The sequence below is a fragment of the Stenotrophomonas sp. KH_029 genome (assembly GCF_057839765.1).
On sequence record NZ_CM174498.1, the window covers coordinates 967,636 to 990,180 of the forward strand.

19 protein-coding genes and 10 tRNA genes are annotated in these 22,545 nt (G+C 67.1%); 22 read left to right on the plus strand and 7 right to left on the minus strand.

All coding sequences use genetic code 11. The features are described from left to right. Positions 1-54: 54 nt before the first annotated feature. Positions 55-744, minus strand: a complete 690-nt coding sequence (gene phoB / locus AC3ITM_RS04405) for a phosphate regulon transcriptional regulator PhoB (RefSeq protein WP_123728486.1) — start codon at positions 742-744, stop codon at positions 55-57. Positions 745-879: 135 nt separating this feature from the next. Beyond that, positions 880-2,520, minus strand: coding sequence for a M48 family metalloprotease (locus AC3ITM_RS04410; RefSeq protein ID WP_489268718.1), 1,641 nt, complete (start codon positions 2,518-2,520; stop codon positions 880-882). Positions 2,521-2,675: 155 nt separating this feature from the next. On the opposite strand from AC3ITM_RS04410, the gene grxC reads away from it, so the two are divergent. The 5 genes from grxC to AC3ITM_RS04435 all read left to right on the plus strand — a co-directional run bounded on the left by grxC (position 2,676) and on the right by AC3ITM_RS04435 (position 6,507). Next, on the plus strand, positions 2,676-2,975 hold the full coding sequence (gene grxC / locus AC3ITM_RS04415; RefSeq protein ID WP_228887576.1) for a glutaredoxin 3: 300 nt from the start codon (positions 2,676-2,678) through the stop codon (positions 2,973-2,975). Then, the gene (locus AC3ITM_RS04420) at positions 2,972-3,364 is read left to right on the plus strand and encodes a carboxymuconolactone decarboxylase family protein (RefSeq protein ID WP_038690172.1); all 393 of its coding nucleotides are present in this window, start codon (positions 2,972-2,974) and stop codon (positions 3,362-3,364) included. The genes grxC and AC3ITM_RS04420 overlap by 4 nt, the downstream gene beginning before the upstream one ends. Positions 3,365-3,617: 253 nt before the next feature. Continuing rightward, the gene (locus AC3ITM_RS04425) at positions 3,618-4,625 is read left to right on the plus strand and encodes an isocitrate dehydrogenase (protein ID WP_228887578.1); all 1,008 of its coding nucleotides are present in this window, start codon (positions 3,618-3,620) and stop codon (positions 4,623-4,625) included. 174 nt (positions 4,626-4,799) lie between these two features. Then, the gene (locus tag AC3ITM_RS04430) at positions 4,800-5,546 is read left to right on the plus strand and encodes a cysteine hydrolase family protein (protein ID WP_489268721.1); all 747 of its coding nucleotides are present in this window, start codon (positions 4,800-4,802) and stop codon (positions 5,544-5,546) included. 52 nt (positions 5,547-5,598) lie between these two features. Further along, positions 5,599-6,507: a LysR family transcriptional regulator gene (locus tag AC3ITM_RS04435; protein ID WP_489268723.1), complete on the plus strand. Its 909-nt coding sequence runs from the start codon at positions 5,599-5,601 to the stop codon at positions 6,505-6,507. Between the two features lie 58 nt (positions 6,508-6,565). On the opposite strand, the gene AC3ITM_RS04440 is transcribed toward AC3ITM_RS04435, so the two are convergent. Further along, positions 6,566-7,324 (minus strand): Bax inhibitor-1/YccA family protein, encoded by a 759-nt coding sequence (locus AC3ITM_RS04440; protein WP_489268725.1) that lies wholly within the window; start codon positions 7,322-7,324, stop codon positions 6,566-6,568. Positions 7,325-7,499: 175 nt separating this feature from the next. On the opposite strand from AC3ITM_RS04440, the gene AC3ITM_RS04445 reads away from it, so the two are divergent. The 15 genes from AC3ITM_RS04445 to AC3ITM_RS04515 all read left to right on the plus strand — a co-directional run bounded on the left by AC3ITM_RS04445 (position 7,500) and on the right by AC3ITM_RS04515 (position 16,257). Then, a tRNA-Pro gene (locus tag AC3ITM_RS04445) sits at positions 7,500-7,576 on the plus strand. A gap of 42 nt (positions 7,577-7,618) precedes the next feature. After that, positions 7,619-7,695 (plus strand) — tRNA-Arg (locus tag AC3ITM_RS04450). 35 nt (positions 7,696-7,730) lie between these two features. Then, positions 7,731-7,807 (plus strand) — tRNA-His (locus AC3ITM_RS04455). Positions 7,808-7,887: 80 nt separating this feature from the next. Then, a tRNA-Lys gene (locus AC3ITM_RS04460) sits at positions 7,888-7,963 on the plus strand. 666 nt (positions 7,964-8,629) lie between these two features. Continuing rightward, positions 8,630-8,705: transfer RNA gene (locus tag AC3ITM_RS04465), tRNA-Lys, on the plus strand. A 221-nt stretch (positions 8,706-8,926) separates the two neighbouring features. Next, positions 8,927-9,011, plus strand: a tRNA-Leu gene (locus AC3ITM_RS04470). Positions 9,012-9,245: 234 nt separating this feature from the next. Further along, a complete protein-coding gene (gene tig / locus AC3ITM_RS04475; protein WP_489268727.1) occupies positions 9,246-10,541 on the plus strand; it encodes a trigger factor in 1,296 nt (431 codons plus the stop codon). Between the two features lie 66 nt (positions 10,542-10,607). Next, the gene (clpP, locus tag AC3ITM_RS04480) at positions 10,608-11,234 is read left to right on the plus strand and encodes an ATP-dependent Clp endopeptidase proteolytic subunit ClpP (RefSeq protein WP_228887581.1); all 627 of its coding nucleotides are present in this window, start codon (positions 10,608-10,610) and stop codon (positions 11,232-11,234) included. Positions 11,235-11,360: 126 nt separating this feature from the next. After that, entirely contained in the window at positions 11,361-12,650 is a 1,290-nt protein-coding gene (clpX, locus tag AC3ITM_RS04485) for an ATP-dependent Clp protease ATP-binding subunit ClpX (protein ID WP_228887582.1), read from the plus strand. A 144-nt stretch (positions 12,651-12,794) separates the two neighbouring features. Continuing rightward, positions 12,795-15,260, plus strand: coding sequence for an endopeptidase La (gene lon, locus AC3ITM_RS04490; RefSeq protein ID WP_489268730.1), 2,466 nt, complete (start codon positions 12,795-12,797; stop codon positions 15,258-15,260). Between the two features lie 206 nt (positions 15,261-15,466). Further along, the gene (locus tag AC3ITM_RS04495; RefSeq protein ID WP_228887584.1) at positions 15,467-15,739 is read left to right on the plus strand and encodes an HU family DNA-binding protein; all 273 of its coding nucleotides are present in this window, start codon (positions 15,467-15,469) and stop codon (positions 15,737-15,739) included. Positions 15,740-15,750: 11 nt separating this feature from the next. Then, positions 15,751-15,825 (plus strand) — tRNA-Val (locus tag AC3ITM_RS04500). A gap of 28 nt (positions 15,826-15,853) precedes the next feature. Further along, positions 15,854-15,930 (plus strand) — tRNA-Asp (locus AC3ITM_RS04505). Between the two features lie 85 nt (positions 15,931-16,015). After that, positions 16,016-16,092, plus strand: a tRNA-Asp gene (locus tag AC3ITM_RS04510). An 88-nt stretch (positions 16,093-16,180) separates the two neighbouring features. After that, positions 16,181-16,257: transfer RNA gene (locus AC3ITM_RS04515), tRNA-Asp, on the plus strand. A 123-nt stretch (positions 16,258-16,380) separates the two neighbouring features. Here the strand turns inward: AC3ITM_RS04515 and AC3ITM_RS04520 are convergent. Genes AC3ITM_RS04520 through AC3ITM_RS04535 form a run of 4 tightly spaced genes read right to left on the minus strand, consistent with a single transcriptional unit; the run spans position 16,381 to position 20,327 of the window. Further along, the gene (locus AC3ITM_RS04520; RefSeq protein ID WP_489268732.1) at positions 16,381-17,619 is read right to left on the minus strand and encodes a glycosyltransferase; all 1,239 of its coding nucleotides are present in this window, start codon (positions 17,617-17,619) and stop codon (positions 16,381-16,383) included. Further along, positions 17,616-18,221: a hypothetical protein gene (locus AC3ITM_RS04525; protein WP_489270024.1), complete on the minus strand. Its 606-nt coding sequence runs from the start codon at positions 18,219-18,221 to the stop codon at positions 17,616-17,618. Before AC3ITM_RS04525 ends, AC3ITM_RS04520 begins: the two co-directional genes overlap by 4 nt. Continuing rightward, on the minus strand, positions 18,199-19,353 hold the full coding sequence (locus tag AC3ITM_RS04530) for a glycosyltransferase (protein WP_489270025.1): 1,155 nt from the start codon (positions 19,351-19,353) through the stop codon (positions 18,199-18,201). The genes AC3ITM_RS04525 and AC3ITM_RS04530 overlap by 23 nt, the downstream gene beginning before the upstream one ends. Continuing rightward, positions 19,350-20,327, minus strand: coding sequence for an NAD-dependent epimerase/dehydratase family protein (locus tag AC3ITM_RS04535; RefSeq protein WP_228886700.1), 978 nt, complete (start codon positions 20,325-20,327; stop codon positions 19,350-19,352). The genes AC3ITM_RS04530 and AC3ITM_RS04535 overlap by 4 nt, the downstream gene beginning before the upstream one ends. Between AC3ITM_RS04535 and AC3ITM_RS04540 the strand changes: the two genes are divergently transcribed. Together AC3ITM_RS04540 and AC3ITM_RS04545 are read left to right on the plus strand one after the other, a co-directional pair. Beyond that, positions 20,305-20,520, plus strand: a complete 216-nt coding sequence (locus AC3ITM_RS04540) for a hypothetical protein (RefSeq protein WP_489270151.1) — start codon at positions 20,305-20,307, stop codon at positions 20,518-20,520. The two genes, AC3ITM_RS04535 and AC3ITM_RS04540, sit on opposite strands and share 23 nt — an antisense overlap. A gap of 8 nt (positions 20,521-20,528) precedes the next feature. Continuing rightward, positions 20,529-22,502 carry a peptidyl-prolyl cis-trans isomerase gene (locus AC3ITM_RS04545; RefSeq protein ID WP_228886701.1) on the plus strand — a complete coding sequence of 658 codons (1,974 nt, stop codon included), beginning with the start codon at positions 20,529-20,531 and terminating at the stop codon, positions 22,500-22,502. Positions 22,503-22,545 lie beyond the last annotated feature (43 nt).

Here is a 22,545-nt window from a genome sequence, read left to right on the forward strand (position 1 = left end):
CGGGGTAGGGCGGGGCGTTGCCCCGCTGCCGGACCATAGCAGGAGTGGCGGTGATCAGGTCGAGGTCGAGAACCGGTAGCCGGCGCCGCGCACGGTCTGCACCATGTTCTCGGCGGCGAACGGTTCCAGGGTCTTGCGCAGTCGCCGGATGTGCACATCGATGGTGCGCTCTTCCACGTACACGCTGCCGCCCCAGACATGGTCGAGCAGCTGGGCGCGGGTGTAGACGCGTTCGGGGTGGGTCATGAAGAAGTGCAGCAGGCGGTATTCGGTGGGACCGATCGGCACCGGCTGGTCGCCGGCGAACACCCGATGCGCGGCGCCGTCGATGCGGATCGTACCGACCGCCACGCTGCCGTCTTCGTCGTCGTCGCGGGCGCGGCGCATCACCGCACGGATGCGGGCCAGCAGTTCGCGCGCGGAGAACGGCTTGACCACGTAATCGTCCACCCCGGCTTCCAGCCCGCCGACGCGGTCGTTTTCTTCGCCGCGCGCGGTCAACATGATGATCGGCACCTCGCGGGTGAGGGCCTCCTTGCGCCAGCGCCGGGCCAGGTCCAGGCCACTGGTGCCCGGGAGCATCCAGTCGAGCAGGATCAGGTCCGGGACGCGGTCGGCGATGGCCGTCTGCGCCTCGCGCGCATCACCGGCATGGATGGGGTCGTAATCGCCCTTGCGCAGGGCAAAGGCGACCATTTCGCGGATCGCAGGTTCATCGTCGACGATCAGGATGCGTTTTTGCACGTGCCCACCGTAATGCTTATCAGACCGGGATTGACCCCAGTAGACTACGGTTTCATGACATGTTTGTGACGGCCCGGGCCGGTATCGGCGGCGATTGCCATCCGGCGGTCATCTGCGCCGGGCACCACGGATAACTCAACGTCGCTCCAGCTCGGGGTCGGAGATCCCCTGGCGGCGCATCTCCAGTACCGTCGGGGTGATGCTTTCGATGCGCGCATCCACCCGCGCGCGGCCCACATAGTCCAGCGCCGGCTGTTTCTTCAGCGCCTGCAGCTGCATCAGGGCCTGTTCCGGGCGGCCATTCAGGAATGCCGCCTCGGCATAGGCTTCGCTGGCGCGGATGGTATCGCCGGCCAGTTCGCTGGCCCGGGCCAGACGCAGCTGGAACACCGGGTCATTGCCGCTTTGCGACAGCAGCGGGCGCAGCATCGCCAGGGCACGCTGGCCGGCCTCGCGGCCGCCCTGTTCATTGAGGATGGCCGCATAGGTCAGCGCCACCGGGCGGCTGCCCGGGTGTTGCCGCAGCAGGGTCTCAAAGCGCGTGTTGGCCTGGGCCGGCTGGCCCGAGCGCGACTCGGCCTCGCCCAGCGCCAGGGCCACCCAGAGGTTGTCCGGGTGCGCCTGCTGCAGTTCGGCCAGGTCGCGGCGGGCCTGGGCGGCGCCGCTGTTGCGCAGCCGGGCCAGCGCCAGGCCGTACTGCTGCGGTTGGCTCAAGCCATCTTTCTGGGTGCGTTGCAGGTTCTCGTACTCCTGGGCCACCTCGCCGGGGGTGTCGGCGCTGAGCACGCGCAGGCGCTCGCGCGCCCACTCGAACTGGCCGCTGCCACCGCGGCCGAGGGCGTTGATCGAGATCTGCATCGAGGCCGGCAGCATCGGATTGTTGCGCTTGACCAGCGGGTCGGACAGCGCCGGATCGGCCGGGTCCACCCGCTCCTGGCGGATGCCGCCGGGGACGGCGGTGGTCAGCAGTACGGTGTCCTTCTTCATCTGCTCGGCACGGGCCTTGGCCTCGCTGATGCGGGTGGTGTTGACCGGGTGGGTCTGCAGGAAGTCCGGTACCGAGTAGCCACCGGAATTGCCGCGCATCGAGGCCGACATGCGCTCGAAGAACCCGGCCATGGCATCCACGTCGTAGCCGCTGCGGGCCAGGGTGCGGATGCCCAGGCGGTCGGCCTCCGATTCGTTGCTGCGGGTGTAGTTGATCTGGCGCTGCTGCATCAGCCCCATGCCCGAGGTGATCGCGGCCATGGTGGCATCGCCGGAGGAGTTGCCGCCGGCCTGCTGGGCGGCCACGACCGCCGCCAGCATGCCGAGCAGGATCGGGATCTGGTCGCGCTGGGCACGCTCCACCCCGCGCAGCACGTGCTGCTGGGTGACGTGGGCGATTTCATGGGACAGCACCGCGGCGACCTCGTCCTCGCGCTGGGCGGTCAGCACCAGCCCGGCATTGACCCCGATGTAGCCGCCCAGGGTGGCGAAGGCATTGATCTGGCGGTCCTTGAGCATGAAGAAGGTGTAGCTCTGGCGTGGCTGGGCGCTGTTGGAGCCGAGCCGGGCGCCCATGGTCTGCAGCCAGTCATCGACCAGCGGGTCTTCCAGCAGGTAATCGTAGTTGCGCAGCTCGCGCAGCATCATCCCGCCGTATTCGGCCTGGCGGGCCGGGGTGAGCAGTTCGCCGGCCGACGAGCCGATGTCCGGCAGCTTGTTGTCCTGGGCGGCGGCCAGCGGGGCGGCCAGGGCCAGGGTCAACGCGGCAGAGAGCAGCAGAGGGCGCAAACAAGGCTCCTGGGGGTGCGGGGCAGGGCGGGCGGGCCCCCAGCGTGACAGGCCCGGTGCAAATCCAAGGTTAATCCACAGTGTTGCGGTGATGGCATGGAAAATCCAGCGGAGGGCTACCATATACAGACCGTCGATCCGCTGTGGAGTTTCCCGTGAGCCAAGATGCTGTTTCCAACCCGGCTGGCGCCCCCGCCATCACCATTTATTCGACCGCCGTGTGCCCCTACTGCGTGGCGGCCAAGAACTTCCTGAAGAGCAAGGGCCGCGACTGGACCGAGGTGCGGATCGACCTGGATCCGGTCGAGCGCGACAAGATGATGGCCAAGACCCGCCGCACCAGCGTGCCGCAGATCTTCGTCGGCGAGGTCCATGTCGGCGGCTACGACGACATGATGGCCCTGCACCGCGCCGGCAAGCTGGAGCCGCTGCTGGCCGGGCAGGACCCGGCATGAGCGCGGCCGACGACGGCAGCAAGGACCGCATCGCCGAATTCACCGAATTCCGCCAGCGCATGAACCAGCGCATCCTGGGCGAGCCCAACCAGGTGGTCCGGCGCTTCTTCGCGCTGGACACCCAGACCTACCAGGCCGGCGCGCTGGATGTGAAGACCAAGGAACTGCTCGGCCTGGTCGCCTCGATGGTGCTGCGCTGCGACGACTGCATCAGCTACCACGTGGCCCAGTGCAAGGACGCCGGGGTGACCCGCGAGGAGTTCTTCGAGACCTTCTCGGTCGGCCTGGTGGTCGGTGGCTCGATCGTGATCCCGCACCTGCGTCGCGCGGTCGATTTCCTCGACCAGCTCGAAGGTGGTGCCGCCGCGCCGGCCGTTCACGAACATTGAGCGGCAACGCCGGCCTTGGCCGGCGGCCTTCTGTTCATGTCCGGTGGCAATCGCCGCCGCGACACGCCCACCGCCCCCACTACCCACCGAGCCGCCACAATGCCCACCGACCCACGGTCGGTGGCTACCCGACCAATGGCCAATTTGGGGTCCCTTGGGCGGGTAAGGCATAATTGCCGATGAAACTTCCCCTGCGCCCACGCTCCGGGTACCTCAACGGACGGCGCTCCCCCTCGGTTCGGAATACACATCAATGACGCAGAAAATCACGGTCATCCGCGGTGACGGCATCGGCCCGGAGATCATGGACGCTACCCTGTTCGTGCTCGGCAAGCTGGACACCGGCTTTGAATACGAAGACGCCGACGCCGGCCTGGTCGCGCTGGAAAAGCACGGTGACCTGATGCCGGCCTCCACGCTGGAGTCGATCGCACGCAACAAGGTCGCGTTGAAGAGCCCGCTGACCACCCCGGTCGGTGGCGGCTTCACCTCGATCAACGTCAGCCTGCGCCGTCATTTCGACCTGTACGCCAACGTGCGTCCGGCGGTGTCCTTCCCGAACACCAAGTCGCGCTTCGGCGACGGCGTGGACCTGATCACCGTGCGCGAGAACACCGAAGGCGCCTACCTGGCCGAGGGCCAGGAAGTGTCGGCCGACGGCGAGACCGCCTTCTCCGGTACCCGCATCACCCGCAAGGGCTCCGAGCGCATCGTGCGCTACGCCTTCGAGCTGGCCCGCAGCGCCGGCCGCAAGAAGGTCACCGCGGTGCACAAGGCCAACATCATCAAGTCGACCTCGGGCCTGTTCCTGGCCGTGGCGCGTGAAGTGGCGGCCAAGTACCCGGACATCGAGTTCCAGGAAATGATCGTCGACAACTGCTGCATGCAGCTGGTGATGCGCCCGGAACAGTTCGACATCATCGTCACCACCAACCTGTTCGGCGACATCATCTCCGACCTGTGTGCCGGTCTGGTCGGCGGCCTGGGCCTGGCCCCGGGCGCCAACATCGGTGAGCATGCGGCGATCTTCGAAGCCGTGCACGGCACCGCGCCGGACATCGCCGGCCAGGGCAAGGCCAATCCGTGCGCGCTGCTGCTGGCGGCGGCGCAGATGCTGGACCATGTCGGCCAGCCGCAGAACGCCGAGCGCCTGCGCAAGGCGATCGTGGCCACGCTGGAAGCCAAGGATTCGCTGACCGGCGACCTGGGCGGCACCGGCAACACCATGGGCTTTGCCCAGGCCATCGCCAGCCGTCTGTAAGCGCTTGCTCGACGGTCCAGTGCACACGGGGCGCCTTCGGGCGCCCCGTTGCGTTTGCGGCATCGGCTGGGTGTCTGTGCGAAAAATGCACAGATGATGTGTGAAAACAGGGCTGGTTGGTGCGCTCGCCGCACCGCATCCTGTGTCCACTTTCCCTGATGCAGGTGCGCTTCCATGAATCTCTCCACCCTTGCCCTGGCCAGCCTGATCGGCATGGCCGCCACCGCCAGCCCGGAGCTGGCCGCCGACCCGGCCCATCCCACCCTCCGCCAGCTCGCCGGTGCCCCGGCCACCACCGCACTGGATGCGGCCAGGACCGCCGTGCTGGTGATCGATTTCCAGAACGAGTACTTCGCCGCCGACGCGGCGCCCGGCTTTGCCGGCGGGCGCATGGTCATTCCCGATGGCGTGGCCGCGTTGCGCCAGGCGCGGCGCGTGGTCGACTTCGCCGATGCCCGCGGTATCCGCATCATCCATGTGCAGCATGTGCTGCCGGCCGGCGCGCCGCTGTTTGCGCAGGGCAGCGTCAACGTCGCCTTCCATCGCGACATGCAACCGCGTCGCGGCGAAACCGTGATCCAGAAGGACAACGTGAGCGTGTTCGCTGGCGCCTCGGCCGCGGTGCTGGACAAGGTGCTGAAAGACGCCGGCATCGATACGTTGATCATCACCGGCCTGCAGACCCACGCCTGCGTGGTTGGCGCCGCACGCGATGGCGCCGCCGCCCCGCGCGGCTATCGGGTGCTGGTGGCCTCCGACGCCACCGCCAGCCGCGACCTCGACCTGGCCGGTGGCGGGCGCATCGGCCACCGCGCGCTGCATGAAGCATCGCTGGCACAGGTCGAGGATGCCTTCGGCGAAGTCCTCGCCACCGATGCGATCCTGGCCCTGCCGGTGCGCCGGGCCGGCGACGGCACTTGATAAGCTGGCCGGGCCCGCAACCGGCGGGCCCGCCTACCGGAGCTGCCTGCCGATGGACCACTTCGCCTCCCTGCGTGCGCTGCGCGCCATCGTCGAGGCCGGCAGCTTCACCGCAGCTGCCGAACGGCAGGGGACCACCCATTCGGCGATGTCGCGGCAGTTGCGGCAACTGGAAGAGCACCTGCAGGTGCGACTGCTCGACCGCAACAGCCGGCGCCTGTCGCTGACCGAGGCCGGGCGCGAGTACTACCGCGAGTCGGTGGCGCTGCTGGAGCGGCTGGAACTGGCCGATGACCGCGCCCGGGCCGGGCAGGCCGCGCCCAGCGGGCGGTTGCGGATCAGCGTGCCGCAGGTGGTGGCAAGCCAGGAGTTGCCGTACTGGCTGCCGGGGTTTCTCGCCCGCTACCCGCAGGTGTCGGTGGACCTTTCGGCCGATGACCAGCTGGTCGACGTGGTCGGCGGTGGTTTCGACCTGGCGGTGCGTATCGCCCCGACGTTGCCGGACAGTCAACTGGTCGCGCGCGAACTGGCGTGTTGCCTGCGCATTCTGGTCGCCGCGCCGGCCTATGTGGCCAGCCACGGTCTGCCACGCCAGCCGGCCGACCTGGAGCGGCACGCGCTATTGGCCTTCAGCCCCGCCGGGGCCGCCGCACCGTGGCAACTGCAGGGCCCGCGCGCGGCCCGGGCCAGCGTCGAGGTCGGGCAGCGCGTGCGCGTGGATGCCACCCCGGCGCTGCATGCCGCCGCGCTGGCGGGCATGGGGATCAGCCTGTTCACTGCGCTGACCGTGCAGGAAGACCTGCGCAGCGGCCGCCTGGTCAGGGTGCTCCCGGCCTGGCATGGCGGGCAGCGCCGCTACTTCGCGCTGTACCCGCATGCGCGCGCACTGGCGCCGAAGGTGCGCGCGCTGGTGGACTACCTGGCCGGGCACTACGCCGGGCAGGTCGATGCGGCCGGGTAGCCGCGCATGAAAAAGGACGCCCGAAGGCGCCCTTTGTGCGGTGCTGCGCTTGCTGCGATCAGCGTTGCTGGATCTTGGACAGCAGGCGCAGGAATTCGATGTACAGCCACACCAGGGTGACCATCAGGCCGAACGCGCCGTACCACTCCATGTACTTCGGCGCGCGCGCGGCGGCACCGGTTTCGATGAAGTCGAAGTCCAGCACCAGGTTCAGCGCGGCCACCACCACCACAAACAGGCTGAAGGCGATGCCCAGCCAGCCGCCTTCATGGATCATCGGGATGTTGATGTTGAAAAAGCCCAGCACGAACGAGGCCAGGTACAGCAGCGCAATGCCGCCGGTGGCCGCGACCACGCCCAGCTTGAAGTTCTCGGTGACCTTGATCAGGCCGCTGCGGTAGGTGGCCAGCATCACAAACAGGGTGCCGAAGGTGAGCATCACCGCCTGCATCACGATGCCGGGGAACTTGGCATTGAACAGCGCCGAGATGGCGCCCAGGAACAGGCCTTCGACCAGCGCGTACATCGGCGCGGTGACCGGCGACCACTCCTTCTTGAACACGGTGACCAGCGCCAGCACCAGTCCGCCGATCGCACCGCCCATCGCGTACAGCATCGCGCTGGAGGTGGGCAGGCCGTTGGCATCGATGGCCTGGCTCCAGGCGAACGCCGCGGTCAGTACGGTCAACAACAGCAGTACGCCGGTCTTGTTGACGGTACCGTTGATGGTCATCACCTGGTCGGGCGAACTCACCACCGAGCCGCTGGCCAGGTCGAGGAAGGTCGACTCGGAAAGTGCGGGATTGCCGCTGCGCATTGCCAATCTCCTTGAAGGGGTAGGGGTCCGGCCATCCGGCCGCTGTGTGGAGCATAGCCGATACGTCCGGACCGGACCGTGGCAGGTACGACAATGTGAAATAAGCGTTGACAGATGCTGCGCAGATTCCCACAATAGCCGACTCTTTCGGGGGGAACCTCGAGGGACTTACCACCGGGGTATAGCGCAGTCTGGTAGCGCGCCTGCTTTGGGAGCAGGATGTCGGGGGTTCGAATCCCTCTACCCCGACCAAGCCTGCGCAAAACAGGATTGAAATGCGATAATCCAGCCAGGGCGCCCGTAGCTCAACTGGATAGAGCACCGGCCTTCTAAGCCGGCGGTTACAGGTTCGATTCCTGTCGGGCGCACCATCGGGTGCATGCGTCAGGAAGCAAAGGTTTCAGTGGTGGCTGTAGCTCAGTTGGTTAGAGTTCCGGATTGTGATTCCGGTGGTCGGGGGTTCGAGTCCCCTCAGCCACCCCACTGACAAAAACTGGTTCATCGAAAGTGAATCAGGGTTGCAAAAGGCGGCATCGCGGTTACAATGTGCGCCTGAGTTTTCAGGGCTGTTAGCTCAGTTGGTAGAGCAGTTGACTCTTAATCAATAGGTCCAAGGTTCGAATCCTTGACAGCCCACCAAGACAGAAGCCGCCTGGTCCGCCAGGCGGCTTTTTTCTTGCCCGACGTTCCGGTTGCTGGCTGGAGAAGAGCCCCCTTGAGTCAAGGGGGCGCGGCGAAGCCGCGGGGATCTGGGTGCTGATGAGAAGGGGCCCGCGTTTTGCGCAGCCAAACGTGGGGCTGCAGCGCGAATGCGCGGCAGCTGCCCCACCAAGACAGAAGCCGCCTGGTCCGCCAGGCGGCTTTTTTCTTGCCCGACGTTCCGGTTGCTGGCTGGAGAAGAGCCCCCTTGAGTCAAGGGGGCGCGGCGAAGCCGCGGGGATCTGGGTGCTGATGAGAAGGGGCCCGCGTTTTGCGCAGCCAAACGTGGGGCTGCAGCGCGAATGCGCGGCAGCTACCCCACCAAGACAGAAGCCGCCTGGTCCGCCAGGCGGCTTTTTTCTTGCCCGACGTTCCGGTTGCTGGCTGGAGAAGAGCCCCCGTAGGTCCGAGCCATGCTCGGATATCGGGCGAAGCCCGACAAGATTTGGCATCGCGCGGTCCTGATCGACAATGCCGGCATTCGCGCGATCCCGCCGGCCGCATCCGGGCATGGCCCGGATCTACCAAGCTCCTCGTTGCCGCCTGTTCAAACAAAACACTTGCATTCAGGGGCAGGATCCCCGCATAATTCGCCTCCCGATTTTCGGGCTGTTAGCTCAGTTGGTAGAGCAGTTGACTCTTAATCAATAGGTCCAAGGTTCGAATCCTTGACAGCCCACCAAGACAGAAGCCGCCTGGTCCGCCAGGCGGCTTTTTTCTTGCCCGACGTTCCGGTTGCTGGCTGGAGAAGAGCCCCCTTGAGTCAAGGGGGCGCGGCGAAGCCGCGGGGATCTGGGTGCTGATGAGAAGGGCCCCTCCCCCGCTCGCGCATTCACAAACCCGGTCAGATGCCTTTAGCTTTCCCCCGCACCCTGCAACAATGTGCGCTTGGGCAGCACGCCCGCGAAAGTGGCGGAATTGGTAGACGCCCTGGATTTAGGTTCCAGTGCCGCAAGGCGTGGGGGTTCGAGTCCCCCCTTTCGCACCAGTGCCCGGCTTTTTGGCCGGCACCATGACCATGGGCACGTCCGCAACCGGGGGAGACGGCCACATGCTGGGGCAGGGGTCGCCGTGCCCCTCCCGGTCCCGCGCTGGCGGCGCTGGCCGATATCGGCGAAACTACAGGGCTGCGGCGGGCATGCGCGTCCAGTACGCCGCGCCCAAAACCCGTTTCATCCAACCATTCGTGCCGGGGGCGTTGCCGCCGGTGGCAGGAGTCAACATGCAAGCTTCGATCGAATCCACCGGCAATCTGGAACGCCGCCTGACCTTCTCGCTGCCGGAAGACCGCCTGCAGACCCACATCAGTGGCCGTCTGGGCGAAATCGCCCGCACCGCGCGCATCAAGGGCTTCCGCCCGGGCAAGATCCCGGCCAAGGTGATCGAACAGCGTTTCGGCCAGCAGGTCCGCAGCGAGGCCGTCGACGGCCTGCTGCGTGAGACCTTCGATGCCGCCCTGCGCGAGCATGAGCTGCGCATTGCCGGCACCCCGCGCATCGACAAGGGCGAAGAGGGCGAGTTCTCCTTCGTGGCCACCGTCGAGCTGATCCCGGACTTCGGCGATGTCGACGTCAGCAAGCTGACCGTGGTGCGCCACACCGCCGAGATCAACGACGCGGACATCGACCAGATGATCACCAACCTGCGCGAGCAGCGCCGCAGCTGGAGCCCGGTGACCCGTGGCGCCCAGGACGGTGATCTGGTCGCGCTGGAAACCTTCTCCCTGGTCGGCGATGAGCGCCTGCCGGCCGAAGGCAGCGAAAAGGGCAGCGTGATCGTTGGCCAGGGCATGATGTTCGAGCAGATCGAACAGGGCCTGGTCGGCCTGGCCAAGGGTGAAGAAAAGACCCTGGACGTGGAGTTCCCGGCCGACTGGCGCGTACCGGCGCTGGCGGGCAAGCAGGCCAAGGTCACCGTCAAGGTGGTCGACGTGTCCGCACCGGTGCTGCCGGAAGTGGATGCCGAGTTCATCAAGAGTTTCGGCGTGAAGGGCGGCGACGTGGAGCAGTTCCGCACCGACATCCGCGCCAACCTGGAGCGCGAACTGAAGGGCGCGCTGATGAACCGCCTGCGCCGTGAAGTGGGTGAGCAGCTGATCGCCGCCTACGCCTCGGTGGAACTGCCGCCGCGCCTGGTCGAGAACGAAGCCCGCGCCATGCTGGCCCAGCAGGTCGACCAGATCCGCCGCAGCGGCCGCAACCCGGGCGAGATCCCGGCCGATGCCCACGAAGGCTTCAAGGACGCCGCCGCCAAGCGCGTACTGGTCGGCCTGCTGGTCGGTGAAGTGGCCCGCAAGAACGACCTGCGCCTGGATCCCAAGCGCCTGAATGAAACCATGCGCCTGATCGCCTCGACCTACGAAGAGCCCGAGCAGGTCATTGAGATGTACCGCAATGACCCCCAGCTGATGGGTGGGCTGCAGAACCGCGTGATGGAAGAGCAGGTGATCGACTGGATCGCCGAGCGCGCCCAGCACACCGAGCAGTCGCTGTCGTTCCAGGACGCGATCCGCCAGTAAGCGGCCCGCGTTTTACGCCCCGCGCCCCGGCGCGGGGTCGTTTCCCCCCAAATAGGTGCCTCACTAATGGACAACCGAACCACAGCCCTGAACATGGTTCCGATGGTGGTCGAACAGACCAGCCGCGGCGAGCGCGCCTATGACATCTATTCGCGCCTGTTGAAGGAGCGTCTGATCTTCCTGGTTGGCCCGATCGACGATCACATGGCCAACGTGGTGGTCGCCCAGTTGCTGTTCCTGGAAGCGGACAACCCGGAAAAGGACATCAGCATCTACATCAACTCGCCCGGTGGCGTGGTCACCGCCGGCATGGCGATCTACGACACGATGCAGTACATCAAGCCGGACGTGAGCACCATCTGCGTCGGCCAGGCCGCCTCGATGGGCGCGCTGCTGCTGGCATCGGGCGCGGCCGGCAAGCGCTATGCGCTGCCGAACTCGCGGGTGATGATCCACCAGCCGCTGGGTGGCTTCCAGGGCCAGGCCTCGGATATCGACATCCACGCCCGTGAAATCCTCACCCTGCGTTCGCGCCTGAACGAGGTGCTGGCCAAGCACACCGGCCAGTCGCTGGAGACCATCGCCCGGGATACCGAGCGCGACAACTTCAAGAGCGCGGTCGATGCGGTGGCCTACGGCCTGGTCGACCAGGTGCTGGAACGCCGTCCGGAAGAGTCGATCACCCCGGCGTGATGATGCAGCCAGGCCGGCAAACCGGCTTGTTTCCGCGGGGTCGGGCCGGACTGGCGTCCTTCCGACCCTGTGTTATTCTCGAATCGAACCCCCGTTCAGCGGGTGGGGTAACTGGGTAAGCGAAGCATGAGCGAAGACCGCCAAGGTCGTTCCACGGACACCGGCAAGATCCTCTACTGCTCCTTCTGCGGAAAGAGCCAGCATGAGGTGCGCAAGCTGATTGCGGGCCCGAGCGTGTTCATCTGCGATGAGTGCGTGGAGCTGTGCAACGACATCATCCGTGAAGAACTCGAGGAAAAGGCGCAGTCGGCGCGCAGTTCGCTGCCCAAGCCGCGCGAGATCCTCGAGGTGCTGGACCAGTACGTGATTGGCCAGAACCGGGCCAAGCGCACGCTGGCGGTGGCCGTGTACAACCACTACAAGCGCATCGAGAGCCGCCAGAAGAACGACGAAGTCGAACTGGCCAAGTCCAACATCCTGCTGGTCGGTCCGACCGGTTCGGGCAAGACGTTGCTGGCCGAAACCCTGGCCCGCCTGCTCAACGTGCCGTTCACCATGGCCGACGCCACCACGCTGACCGAAGCCGGTTACGTGGGCGAGGACGTGGAGAACATCATCCAGAAGCTGCTGCAGAAGTGCGATTACGACGTCGAGAAGGCACAGCAGGGCATCGTCTACATCGATGAAATCGACAAGATCTCGCGCAAGAGCGAGAACCCGTCGATCACCCGCGATGTGTCCGGCGAAGGCGTCCAGCAGGCCCTGCTGAAGCTGATCGAAGGCACTGTGGCCAGCGTCCCGCCGCAGGGCGGCCGCAAGCACCCGCAGCAGGAATTCCTGCAGGTGGACACCAAGAACATCCTGTTCATCTGCGGCGGCGCGTTTGCCGGGCTGGACAAGGTGATCCAGGCGCGTTCCAACGATTCGGGCGGCATCGGCTTCGGCGCCAAGGTCAAGAGTTCCGAGCGCAAGCAGGAAGTGGGCAAGATCCTGGCCGAAGTGGAGCCCGAAGACCTGATCAAGTTCGGCCTGATTCCCGAGTTCGTCGGCCGCCTGCCGGTGGTGGCAACCCTGGAGGAGCTGGACGAGGCGGCCCTGGTGCGGATCCTGACCGAGCCCAAGAACGCCATCACCAAGCAGTTCAAGAAGCTGTTCGAGATGGAGCACGTGGAACTGGAATTCCGCCCGGACGCGCTGGCCGCCATTGCCCGCAAGGCGCTCAAGCGCAAGACCGGTGCCCGTGGCCTGCGTACCATCGTCGAATCGGTCCTGCTGGACACCATGTACGACCTGCCCTCGGCAGAGAACGTCAGCAAGGTGGTGGTGGACGAATCGGTGATCGAACACAAGTCCGAGCCGTACCTGATCTACCAGACGCCGCCGGCGCCTGAACAGAAGGCGGCGGGCGCTGAATAATCAGTTCAAGCAATTGAATTGAAAGAAGTTTTTCAGAACAGCTTGCATCTAGAAGCCGATGGCCCCATAACGAGGCCATCGGCTTTTTTTGTATCCGGGCGAGGCCGCCCGGAGGCCATCCCCACTGTTCCAACTGGAGCCCACATGGCCCGTTCCCCAACTGAGACTCTCGACCTGCCGGTCCTGCCGCTGCGTGACGTGGTGGTGTTCCCGCACATGGTCATTCCGCTGTTCGTCGGCCGCGACAAGTCCATGCACGCGCTGGAACAGGCGATGGCGGCGGACAAGCGCATCCTGTTGCTGGCGCAGAAGTCGGCCGAGACCGACGACCCCACTGCCGTGGACCTGTACCAGGTCGGCACGCTGGCCCAGGTGCTGCAGCTGCTCAAGCTGCCCGACGGCACCATCAAGGTGCTGGTCGAAGGCCTGTCGCGGGTCAATGTCACCCAGGTCACCGAGCGCGAGGGCGCGCTGCATGGCCTGGCCAATGAAATCGAATCGGACGAATCGCGCGAGCCGCGCGAGATCGAGGCGATCGCCCGTTCGCTGATGTCGCTGTTCGAGCAGTACGTCAAGACCAACCGCAAGCTGCCGCCGGAGCTGCTGCAGACCCTGGCCGGCATCGACGAGCCGGCGCGCCTGGCCGATACCATCGCCGCGCACATCAGCGTGCGCCTGGCCGACAAGCAGCGCCTGCTGGAAACCCTGCAGATCGGCGACCGGCTGGAAATGCTGGTCGGCCTGGTCGACGGCGAGATCGACGTGCAGCAGATGGAAAAGCGCATCCGCGGCCGGGTCAAGTCGCAGATGGAAAAGAGCCAGCGCGAGTACTACCTCAACGAGCAGATGAAGGCGATCCAGAAGGAACTGGGCGACCTGGACGATGCGCCGGGCGAGCTGGACGAGCTGGCCCGCAAGATCGCCGAGGCGGGCATGCCCAAGCCGGTGGAGGCCAAGGCCAAGTCCGAACTGAACAAGCTCAAGCAGATGTCGCCGATGTCCGCCGAGGCGGCGGTGGTGCGCAACTACCTGGACTGGCTGCTGGGCGTGCCGTGGAAGAAGCGCACCAAGGTGCGCAAGGACCTCAAGGCCGCGCAGGACACCCTGGACGCCGACCACTTCGGCCTGGACAAGGTCAAGGACCGCATCCTGGAGTACCTGGCGGTGCAGACCCGGGTCAAGCAGATGAAGGGCCCGATCCTGTGCCTGGTCGGCCCGCCCGGCGTGGGCAAGACCTCGCTGGGCCAGTCGATCGCCAAGGCCACCAACCGCAAGTTCGTGCGGATGAGCCTGGGCGGCGTGCGCGACGAGGCCGAGATCCGCGGGCATCGGCGAACCTACGTCGGTTCGATGCCGGGCCGGATCGTGCAGAACCTCAACAAGGTGGGCAGCAAGAACGCGCTGTTCGTGCTCGATGAGATTGACAAGATGTCGATGGACTTCCGTGGCGATCCGTCCTCGGCGCTGCTGGAAGTGCTCGACCCCGAGCAGAACAACGCCTTCAACGACCACTACCTGGAAGTGGACCTGGACCTGTCGGAGGTGATGTTCGTTGCCACCTCCAACTCGCTCAACATCCCCGGCCCGTTGCTGGACCGCATGGAAGTGATCCGCATCCCCGGCTATACCGAGGATGAGAAGCTCAACATCGCCATGCGTTACCTGGTGCCCAAGCAGATCAAGGCCAATGGCCTGAAGCCGGAAGAGCTGGAGATCGAGGCCGACGCCATCCAGGACATCGTGCGCTACTACACCCGCGAATCGGGCGTGCGCAACCTGGAACGCGAAGTGGCCAAGATCTGCCGCAAGGTGGTCAAGGAGATCGCCCTGGCCGGCCCGGTCGCGGCGGCCAAGCCGGCCAAGGCCGGCAAGAAGGCCGGCGCGAAGAAGAAGGCGCTGGTGGTGGTCAACGGCAAGAACCTGGACAAGTACCTGGGCGTGCGCCGGGTCGACTTCGGCCGCGCCGAGGAGCAGAACGAGATCGGCCTGGTCACCGGCCTGGCCTGGACCGAGGTCGGCGGCGATCTGCTGCAGATCGAATCGACCCTGGTGCCGGGCAAGGGCCAGCTGATCCTGACCGGCCAGCTGGGCAACGTGATGAAGGAGTCGGCCTCGGCCGCCCTGTCGGTGGTGCGTTCGCGCGCCGAGCGACTGGGCATCGACAACGAGTTCCTGCAGAAGCACGACGTGCACGTGCACGTGCCCGACGGCGCCACCCCCAAGGATGGCCCCAGCGCCGGCGCTGCCATGGTGACCTCGCTGGTGTCCACGCTGACCAAGGTGCCGATCCGCGCCGAAGTGGCCATGACCGGCGAGATCACCCTGCGTGGCCGCGTCACCGCCATTGGTGGGCTCAAGGAGAAGCTGCTGGCCGCGCTGCGTGGCGGGATCACCACGGTGATCATCCCGGAGGAGAACCGCAAGGACCTGGCCGATATTCCGGCCAATGTCACCCGCGACCTGAAGATCATCCCGGTGAAGTGGATCGACGAGGTGCTGGACCTGGCCCTGGAGACCCCGCTGACACCGAAGAAGGCCAGGAAGGATGGGGCGCGCGTCACAGTGCGCGGCAAGGGCAAGACAGCTTCCACCACGCGCGTCAAGCACTGACGCGACATGTTGAAATCGCCGAAACCCGCGTCGTTATTGGCTTTTCAGCTTGCGCGGGTAGGGGTGCACTGGTATAAAAGCACCACTCGCACATCAGCATTTCGCTGAATTCGGCGAATCGAGAACTTCACTGGCATCCGGTCGCCGTCTGGGTCGGATGCTTCACTGTCGAACATGCGGAATCCCCGCCAAAGGAGCTGTAGAGAATGAACAAGACCGAATTGATCGACGCCGTTGCCGAGGCTGCCGACCTGACCAAGGCCGAATCCAGCCGCGCCGTCGATGCTGTCATCGCTTCCGTCACCAAGGCCCTCAAGGGCGGTGACGCGGTGACGCTGGTTGGCTTCGGTACGTTCCAGGTCCGCGCGCGCGCTGCCCGCACCGGCCGCAACCCGAAGACCGGCGACACCATCAAGATCGCTGCATCGAACAATCCGTCGTTCAAGGCTGGCAAAGCCCTGAAGGATGCCGTAAACTAAGCGGCTTGCTGGGGTGCTTAGCTCAGCGGTAGAGCGTCTCCTTTACACGGAGAGGGTCGGGGGTTCGAAACCCTCAGCACCCACCACAGCACCGCCAGTAGACGTTTGAAATGTGGAGCGGTAGTTCAGCTGGTTAGAATGCTGGCCTGTCACGCCGGAGGTCGCGGGTTCAAGTCCCGTCCGCTCCGCCAGTTTCAACGAGGCCCCTGAGCGATCGGGGGCCTTGTTTTCTCCAGCGACCGCAGGTTGCCGGGGAAAGTAGCAAAGGTTCAATGCGGAGCGGTAGTTCAGCTGGTTAGAATGCTGGCCTGTCACGCCGGAGGTCGCGGGTTCAAGTCCCGTCCGCTCCGCCAGTTATGAAAAATCCTCGAAAAGCAGCATATCGGGGTAGGTTTTCTGAATATCTTCGGATAGAATGAGCGCCTGCAAAGTTTCAAGTGCGGAGCGGTAGTTCAGCTGGTTAGAATGCTGGCCTGTCACGCCGGAGGTCGCGGGTTCAAGTCCCGTCCGCTCCGCCAATCTTTGAGAAGCCCCTGGTGAAAGCCAGGGGCTTTTTTTTGTCCTCCAGGTGACGCAGCAGGTCCGGCTGGCAGCTGGATGCGCCGATTGCGGTATCGCATTGTCCAGGTCCGGCCCCGGGCCTACCTGGCCAACGCCTCCACCCGTGCCAGCACCGCGTCGGCGGCCATGTGCTGCCGTACCGACGCCTGCAGCGTGGCCAGCCCGGGAAACGCATCGCCGCGCAGGGCAGCGGCGAATACCGCCGGCAGATCCTGCAGGTCGCGCAGCCATAACCCCGCGCCGGCCGCCTGCAGCCGCGCGGCATGGTCGAATTGGTCGTAATCCAGCGCAAACACCAGGGCCGGCACGCCCGCGCGCAGCGCGTGGTACATCACCCCGGCGCCGCCGTGGTGCAGCACCAGGTCATAGCCGGGCAGGTGCCGGGCGTAATCGACGAACGGCAGCCGATGCAGGTTCGGCAGCGCCTGCATGGGCGCTACCGCACTGTCCTGGTGGCCGTCGCTGACGTGCACCTGCCACTGCGGATGCAGGCGCGCCAGCGCCGCGGCCGCTTCGGCCAGGCGTGGCTTGACCCAGTCCTGGTGGGTGCCGGCGGTGACCAGCAGATGGCGTGCGCCGGGCACGAACGGCGGTGCTGGATGCGCGCTTGGCGGGGTGTGCAGCATCGGGCCGACGAACTGCAGCGCCGCCGGCCAGCGCCGCGGGAATTCCAGTTCCGGTACGCCCAGGGCGAGGATGCACTCGGGCGAGTACACCCGCTCGCTGCCATCGGGCCGATAGATCGATGCGACCCCCAGGCGGCGCATTGACGGTCGCTGCCAGGCGTGCACGCCGCGCTTGAACAGGCGCGTCATCCGCCGCCCGGCGGCATGCTGCAGGGCCTGCCAGCGGTTGCGCGCCGGCGACAGCCCGCCCAGGTAGGGGGGCGGGCCATCGGCGCATTCGAGCACGCACGGCGAGGGCAGGCTGGTCCACCAGGCGATGCCCAGCTCGGCGGCCAGCAGGCCGGCCGGTGGCAAGGTGAAATCCACGATCGCCAGGTCCGGCCGCGAATCGGCCCAGCGCTGCTGCAGCGTGCCGCGCATCTGCTCCATCAGGCGCAGGGCCTGGCGCAACTGGGCGTGCAGGCGCAGCGGGTTGGCCTTGACCGGCCTGGGCGGATTGGCGATCTGCCACAGGGCTGCTTCCTGCTCGGCGCACAGCAGCACCTCACCGTGCAGTCCGCTGGCGCCGATCGCCGCCTGCGCACCGGGCGTGCTCAGCACGGTCACCTCATGGTGCGGCTGCAACTGCCGGGCCATCGCCAGCACCGGGTGCAGGTGGCCGCTGTAGGGCGGGGCCAGCAGTTCGATCTTCATGCGTGGGTGCGCTCGATGGCCGCGGCGAAGGCGCTGGCGTGGGCCAGCACCTGCGGCCGCTGCAGGTAGTGCAGGTGGCCGCTGTCCACCCAGGTACGCGGGCCGTGCCAGCCCAGCCGGGAAATCCAGTCCTGGCGCCCGACCAGCACCAGCAGGCGGGCCGCAGCGGGGGTGCGGCGCGCGACCGGGCCATAGGCCAGCACGCTCAGACGCTGCGCCAGTGCTTCGGGAAGCGCCAGGTTGGCCAGCAGTTCCAGGCCACAGCTGCCGGCCAGCAGCAGGGTGTGCGGCGCGGCATGCAGCAACTGCTCGAACGCGGGACGGTGCGCCTGCGCGAATCCGGCATGGCGCGAGCGCAGGTAGTGCCGGGTGTTGTGCCAGCTGGCCGACAACAGCGGTGCCGGCCGGAACGGCGGGGTGCCCGCATCGTAGGGAAAGTTGCAGGGATGCAGTGCCCGCCCGGGCGCCAGCAGGGCTTGACCGAAGGCGTGTTGCGCCGGACTGAGCGCGCAGCGCGCCGGGTCGCTCTGGCCGCTCAGGAATGCGATCTGCAGGCCGGTGGTGCTGGCCGGCATGGCATCAGACTTCATCGAACTGGTCATTGCCATGCACGCGGTAAACGTGGGTGCGCCAGCGGATGCGGCGGCTGCAGGCCGCGTGCAGCAGATGCAGCGGCTGCAGCAGCTCGGCGATCAACGAGGCCAGCGGCCGATGGCGCGCGCGGCCACTGGCCCGGCGCTGCAGTGCGGCCAGCGTGCCGGCGCGCAGCACCAGCACTGCCGCGGCGACCACGCCGGGCAAGCCGAATGGCGGCAGCACCGCCAGCACCAGCAGGCCCCACAGCAGCAACGGCGGCAGCCCGTGCAGCACGCCGATCAGCGCGCGCAGGGCCGGCCGCTCATCGCGCAGCAACAGCAGCGCGAACAGCATCCAGCGGTGCATCTGCAGAACGTAACGCGGCAGGGTCGGCACATGCGTCTGCACCTCCACGCAGGCGGTGGACTGGTGCAGGCGCGCGTGCTGGCTGCGCAGGGCGCGGGCCAGGGCCAGATCGTCGGCCAGCATGTGCCGCAACGGCGCGAAACCGCCAAGCTCGCGAAGACGCGCGGTGTGCATGGCGTAGCACATGCCGTTGATCGACAGCGGCGACAGCCAGGGCAGCAGGCCCAGGTAGGTGGGCGCGGCATTGTTGTTGACGAACTGCGCCATCAGGCGGGCGCCTGCGGCACCATCGTCGCGGTAGCAGGGCAGGGCGGTGACCAGGTCGGCATGCCGCAGCTCGTCCACCATCTGCGCCAGTGCCGGCGCCGACAGCCGTGCGTCGTCATCAAGCACCAGCAACACCGGTTCTTCCACGCGCGGCAGCACCGCATCCAGCTTGAAGGTCTTCGGGTTGATGCCCTGCGGCGCGGCCGGATGCAGCAGACAGGTGATGTGGTGCTGCCGGTGGGCGCTGCACAACGCCTCGGCCGTCGCCCGGCCGGGCGCGTCGGTCTGGTCCAGCAGCCACAGGAAGTGCGCGCCCGGCAGTGCCTGCAGGGTGTGCTGCAGGACCTGCGGCAACAACGGGTCGCCGCCGAGGATAGGCTGCAGGATGGCCACGCCGGTTCCGTCGAACGGTGTCTGCTGGTGGCGGCGGGGCGGCTGTCGGCGCAGCACGCTGGCCGCGCCGGCGGCCTTCAGGCCGAGCAGCAGCAGGTAGGCCAGGGCCAGCAGCGCGCTGGCGATGCTCAGGCCGTCCATTGCGCACGCTGCCAGTGGATGAAGCGGTCGATGCCGGCCTCCAGGTCCTGCTGCGGCGGGCCGAGGTCGGCCAGCATGCGGCGCGGGTCGAAGGTCCGCGAGAACGCGAAGGCGGCCACGCCGAAGCGGGTCACCGGCGGCTCGCCGCGCAGGCGCAGGGCGCGCCAGGCCAGTTCCAGCGCACCGGCCGCGCGCAGTGCCAGGGCGGTCGGCACGCGCCGCCTGGGCTGCGGCAGCCCCAGTCCCGACAGCAGGCGCTGCAGCAATGCCTGCAGTTCCATCGGCTGTGCGTTGGTCAGGTTGTAGGCCGCGGCCAGCCGCGGTGCCTGCGCGGCGCGCAGCAGGTACTCCACCAGCGTGTCGATGTGGATCAGGTCGACCTGCACAGGTCCACCGCGGCTGACCAGCACCGGCAGGCCGCCGCGGCGCGCGGCCGCAGCCAGGCGCGGCATCAGCACGGTATCGCCGGGGCCGAACACCGCATGCGGGCGCAGGATGCACGACGGTCCTTCGTAGCCGGCCACCAGCGCCTCGGCGGCGGCCTTGCTGCGCGCATAGTCGTTCAGGAACGGGGGGGCGATCGGGCTGTCCTCGTGCAGGCCGTGCTGGTGCGCCTCACGGTAGAACACCGCCGTGCTGGACAGATGCAGCAACCGTGGCAGGCCGGCACGGCGGCAGAAGGCGATCACCTGCCGGGTCGTTTCCACGTTCTGCTGCTGGTACTGGGCCGGGCTGCCCCACGGCGCTGCGCGGCCGGCGGCATGCACCACCACGTCGGGGCGGAAGGGCAGCTCGAAGGGCCCGGACAGGTCGACCTGGGCGTAGTGCGGCAGGGCCAGCGCACGCCGCGCCACCCCCATCGCCTGCACGCCGGGCAGGCCCGCCAGCCGCCGCAGCAGGGCGCCGCCGATGAAGCCGGAGGCACCGGTAACCAGGATGCGCATGGCCCTGTCCTCCTTGAGCATTGCAGCAGGCCGCACCGGGGCCACGCCGCTTGACCGGCCAGTATGCGCGATGGGCGGCGGCACGGCCATGCCGGGGCCGCAGGTGGCCGACCGCGACAATGGCGCAGATCCTTGTCCTGCCTCGTTCCGGGCCGCTTTTGGTGCCGGCCGCGAAGCGGGTTACACTGCCGGGCTCGCCAATCAGGCCTTGTGATTCCTCCCATGCTGCAGAAACTTCGCGACAAGACCTCAGGCTGGATCGTTACCGTGATCCTGGGGCTGCTGATGATTCCGTTCCTGTTCGTGATCGACTCCAGCTACCTTGGTGGCGTGGGCGCACAGAACGTGGCCAAGGTGGCCGCGCCGCCGACCTGGTGGCGCTCGGCGCCGTCGTGGTGGCCGATGTCGTTCCTGTGGCAGCATCATGAGATCAGCTCGCAGGACTTCCGCGTCCGCTTCGAGCAGGCCCGCCAGCAGGCGCGCCAGCAGCAGGGCGAAGCCTTCGATCCGCGCCAGTTCGAAAGCACCGAGAACAAGCTGGCCGTGCTCGACCAGATGGTCGACGAGCAGGTCGTGCGCCTGGCCGGCGAGCAGTCCGGCATCGTGATCGGCGACAACGCCGTGCGCGAGTACATCGCGGCGATCCCGGCCTTCCTCGGCCCGGACGGCAAGTTCAACGACAACCAGTACCGCCTCACCCTGGCTGGCGGCAACCCGCCGCGTACCCCGACCCAGTTCGAGGCCCTGGTGCGCGAGAGCATCCAGCAGTCGGTGATCCCTTCGGCGCTGCAGAGCTCGGGCTTCACCACCCAGGCCGAAACCGAACGCCTGCTCAAGCTGCTTGGCGAGACCCGCGACGTCGAACTGGCCGAACTGCCGGAACTGCCGGCCGACACCGCCGCGGTCACCGACGCGCAGATCAAGCAGTGGTACGACGCCCACACCAAGGATTTCCGCCAGCCCGAAACCGTGTCGCTGGAATATGTGGAAATCAACGGCGCCAACCTGCCGGCGGCCACCCCGGCCGACGAGGCGACGCTGCGCAAGCGCTATGAGGACGAAAAGGCGCGCTTTGCCGCGCCCGAACAGCGCCTGGCCTCGCACATCCTGATCGCCGCCGACGGCAGCGACCCGGCCAAGCTCAAGGCCGCCGAAACCAAGGCCGCCGGCATCGCCGCCGAGGCCAAGAAGCCGGGCGCCGATTTTGCCGCCCTGGCCAAGGCCAACTCCGAAGACCCCGGTTCCAAGGACGCCGGCGGCGACCTGGGCTGGGTGGAGCGCGGCGCGATGGTCAAGCCGTTCGAAGACGCGCTGTTTGCGATGAAGGCCGGCGAAGTCACCGGCCCGGTCAAGACCGATTTCGGTTACCACGTGCTGCTGCTGCGCGAGCTGAAGGGCGGCGAAGGCCGTCCGTTCGAAGCGGTGCGCGACCAGTTGGCCGCCGAGCAGCTCAAGGCCGACAACGAGCGCGTGTTTGCCGACCTCAGCGGCCGCCTGGTCGACCTGGTCAACAAGAACCCGACCTCGCTGGAAGGCCCGGCCAAGGAATTGGGCCTGCCGGTGCAGACCGCCGGGCCGTTCACCCGCGCCACCGCCAGCGGCATCGCCGCCAACCCGGCCGTGCAGCGTGCGGCGTTCTCCGACGTGCTCACCCAGGACGGTACGGTCAGCGACCCGATCGAGATCACGCCCAACCACAGCGTGATGATCCGCGTCACCGAGCACAGCCCGGAACAGGCGTTGCCGCTGGACAAGGCCCGTGAGCAGGTGATCGCCGCCGTCCGCGCCGACCGCACCCGCCTGGCCTCGGAAAAGGCGGCCGATGCGCTGCTGGCCAAGCTCAAGGCAGGGCAGACCCTGCAGGCGCTGGCCGTGGGCGAGAAGCTGCGGGTCAGCCCGCTGCCGGGCCTGCCGCGCACCCAGCCGGTGCCGACCCCGGAGATCAACCGCGCCGTGTTCAGCGCGCCGTTGCCGGCCGAAGGCAAGCCCAGCTACGGCAAGGTGGTCGTGCAGGGCCGTTACCTGGTGTATGCGGTGACCAAGGTCACCCCGGCCAATCTGGCCGAGGTGCAGCCCGAACAGCAGAAGGCCTTCCGCGACCAGCTCGACCAGATCGACGGCATGGCCGCAGCCAAGGCCTACATCGACGCGATGCGCAAGCATTACAAGGTGCAGACCGAAGAAGCCAACCTGTAACCGGATCGGTTGCAGTGGCAGCACAAGGCCCGGCATTGCCGGG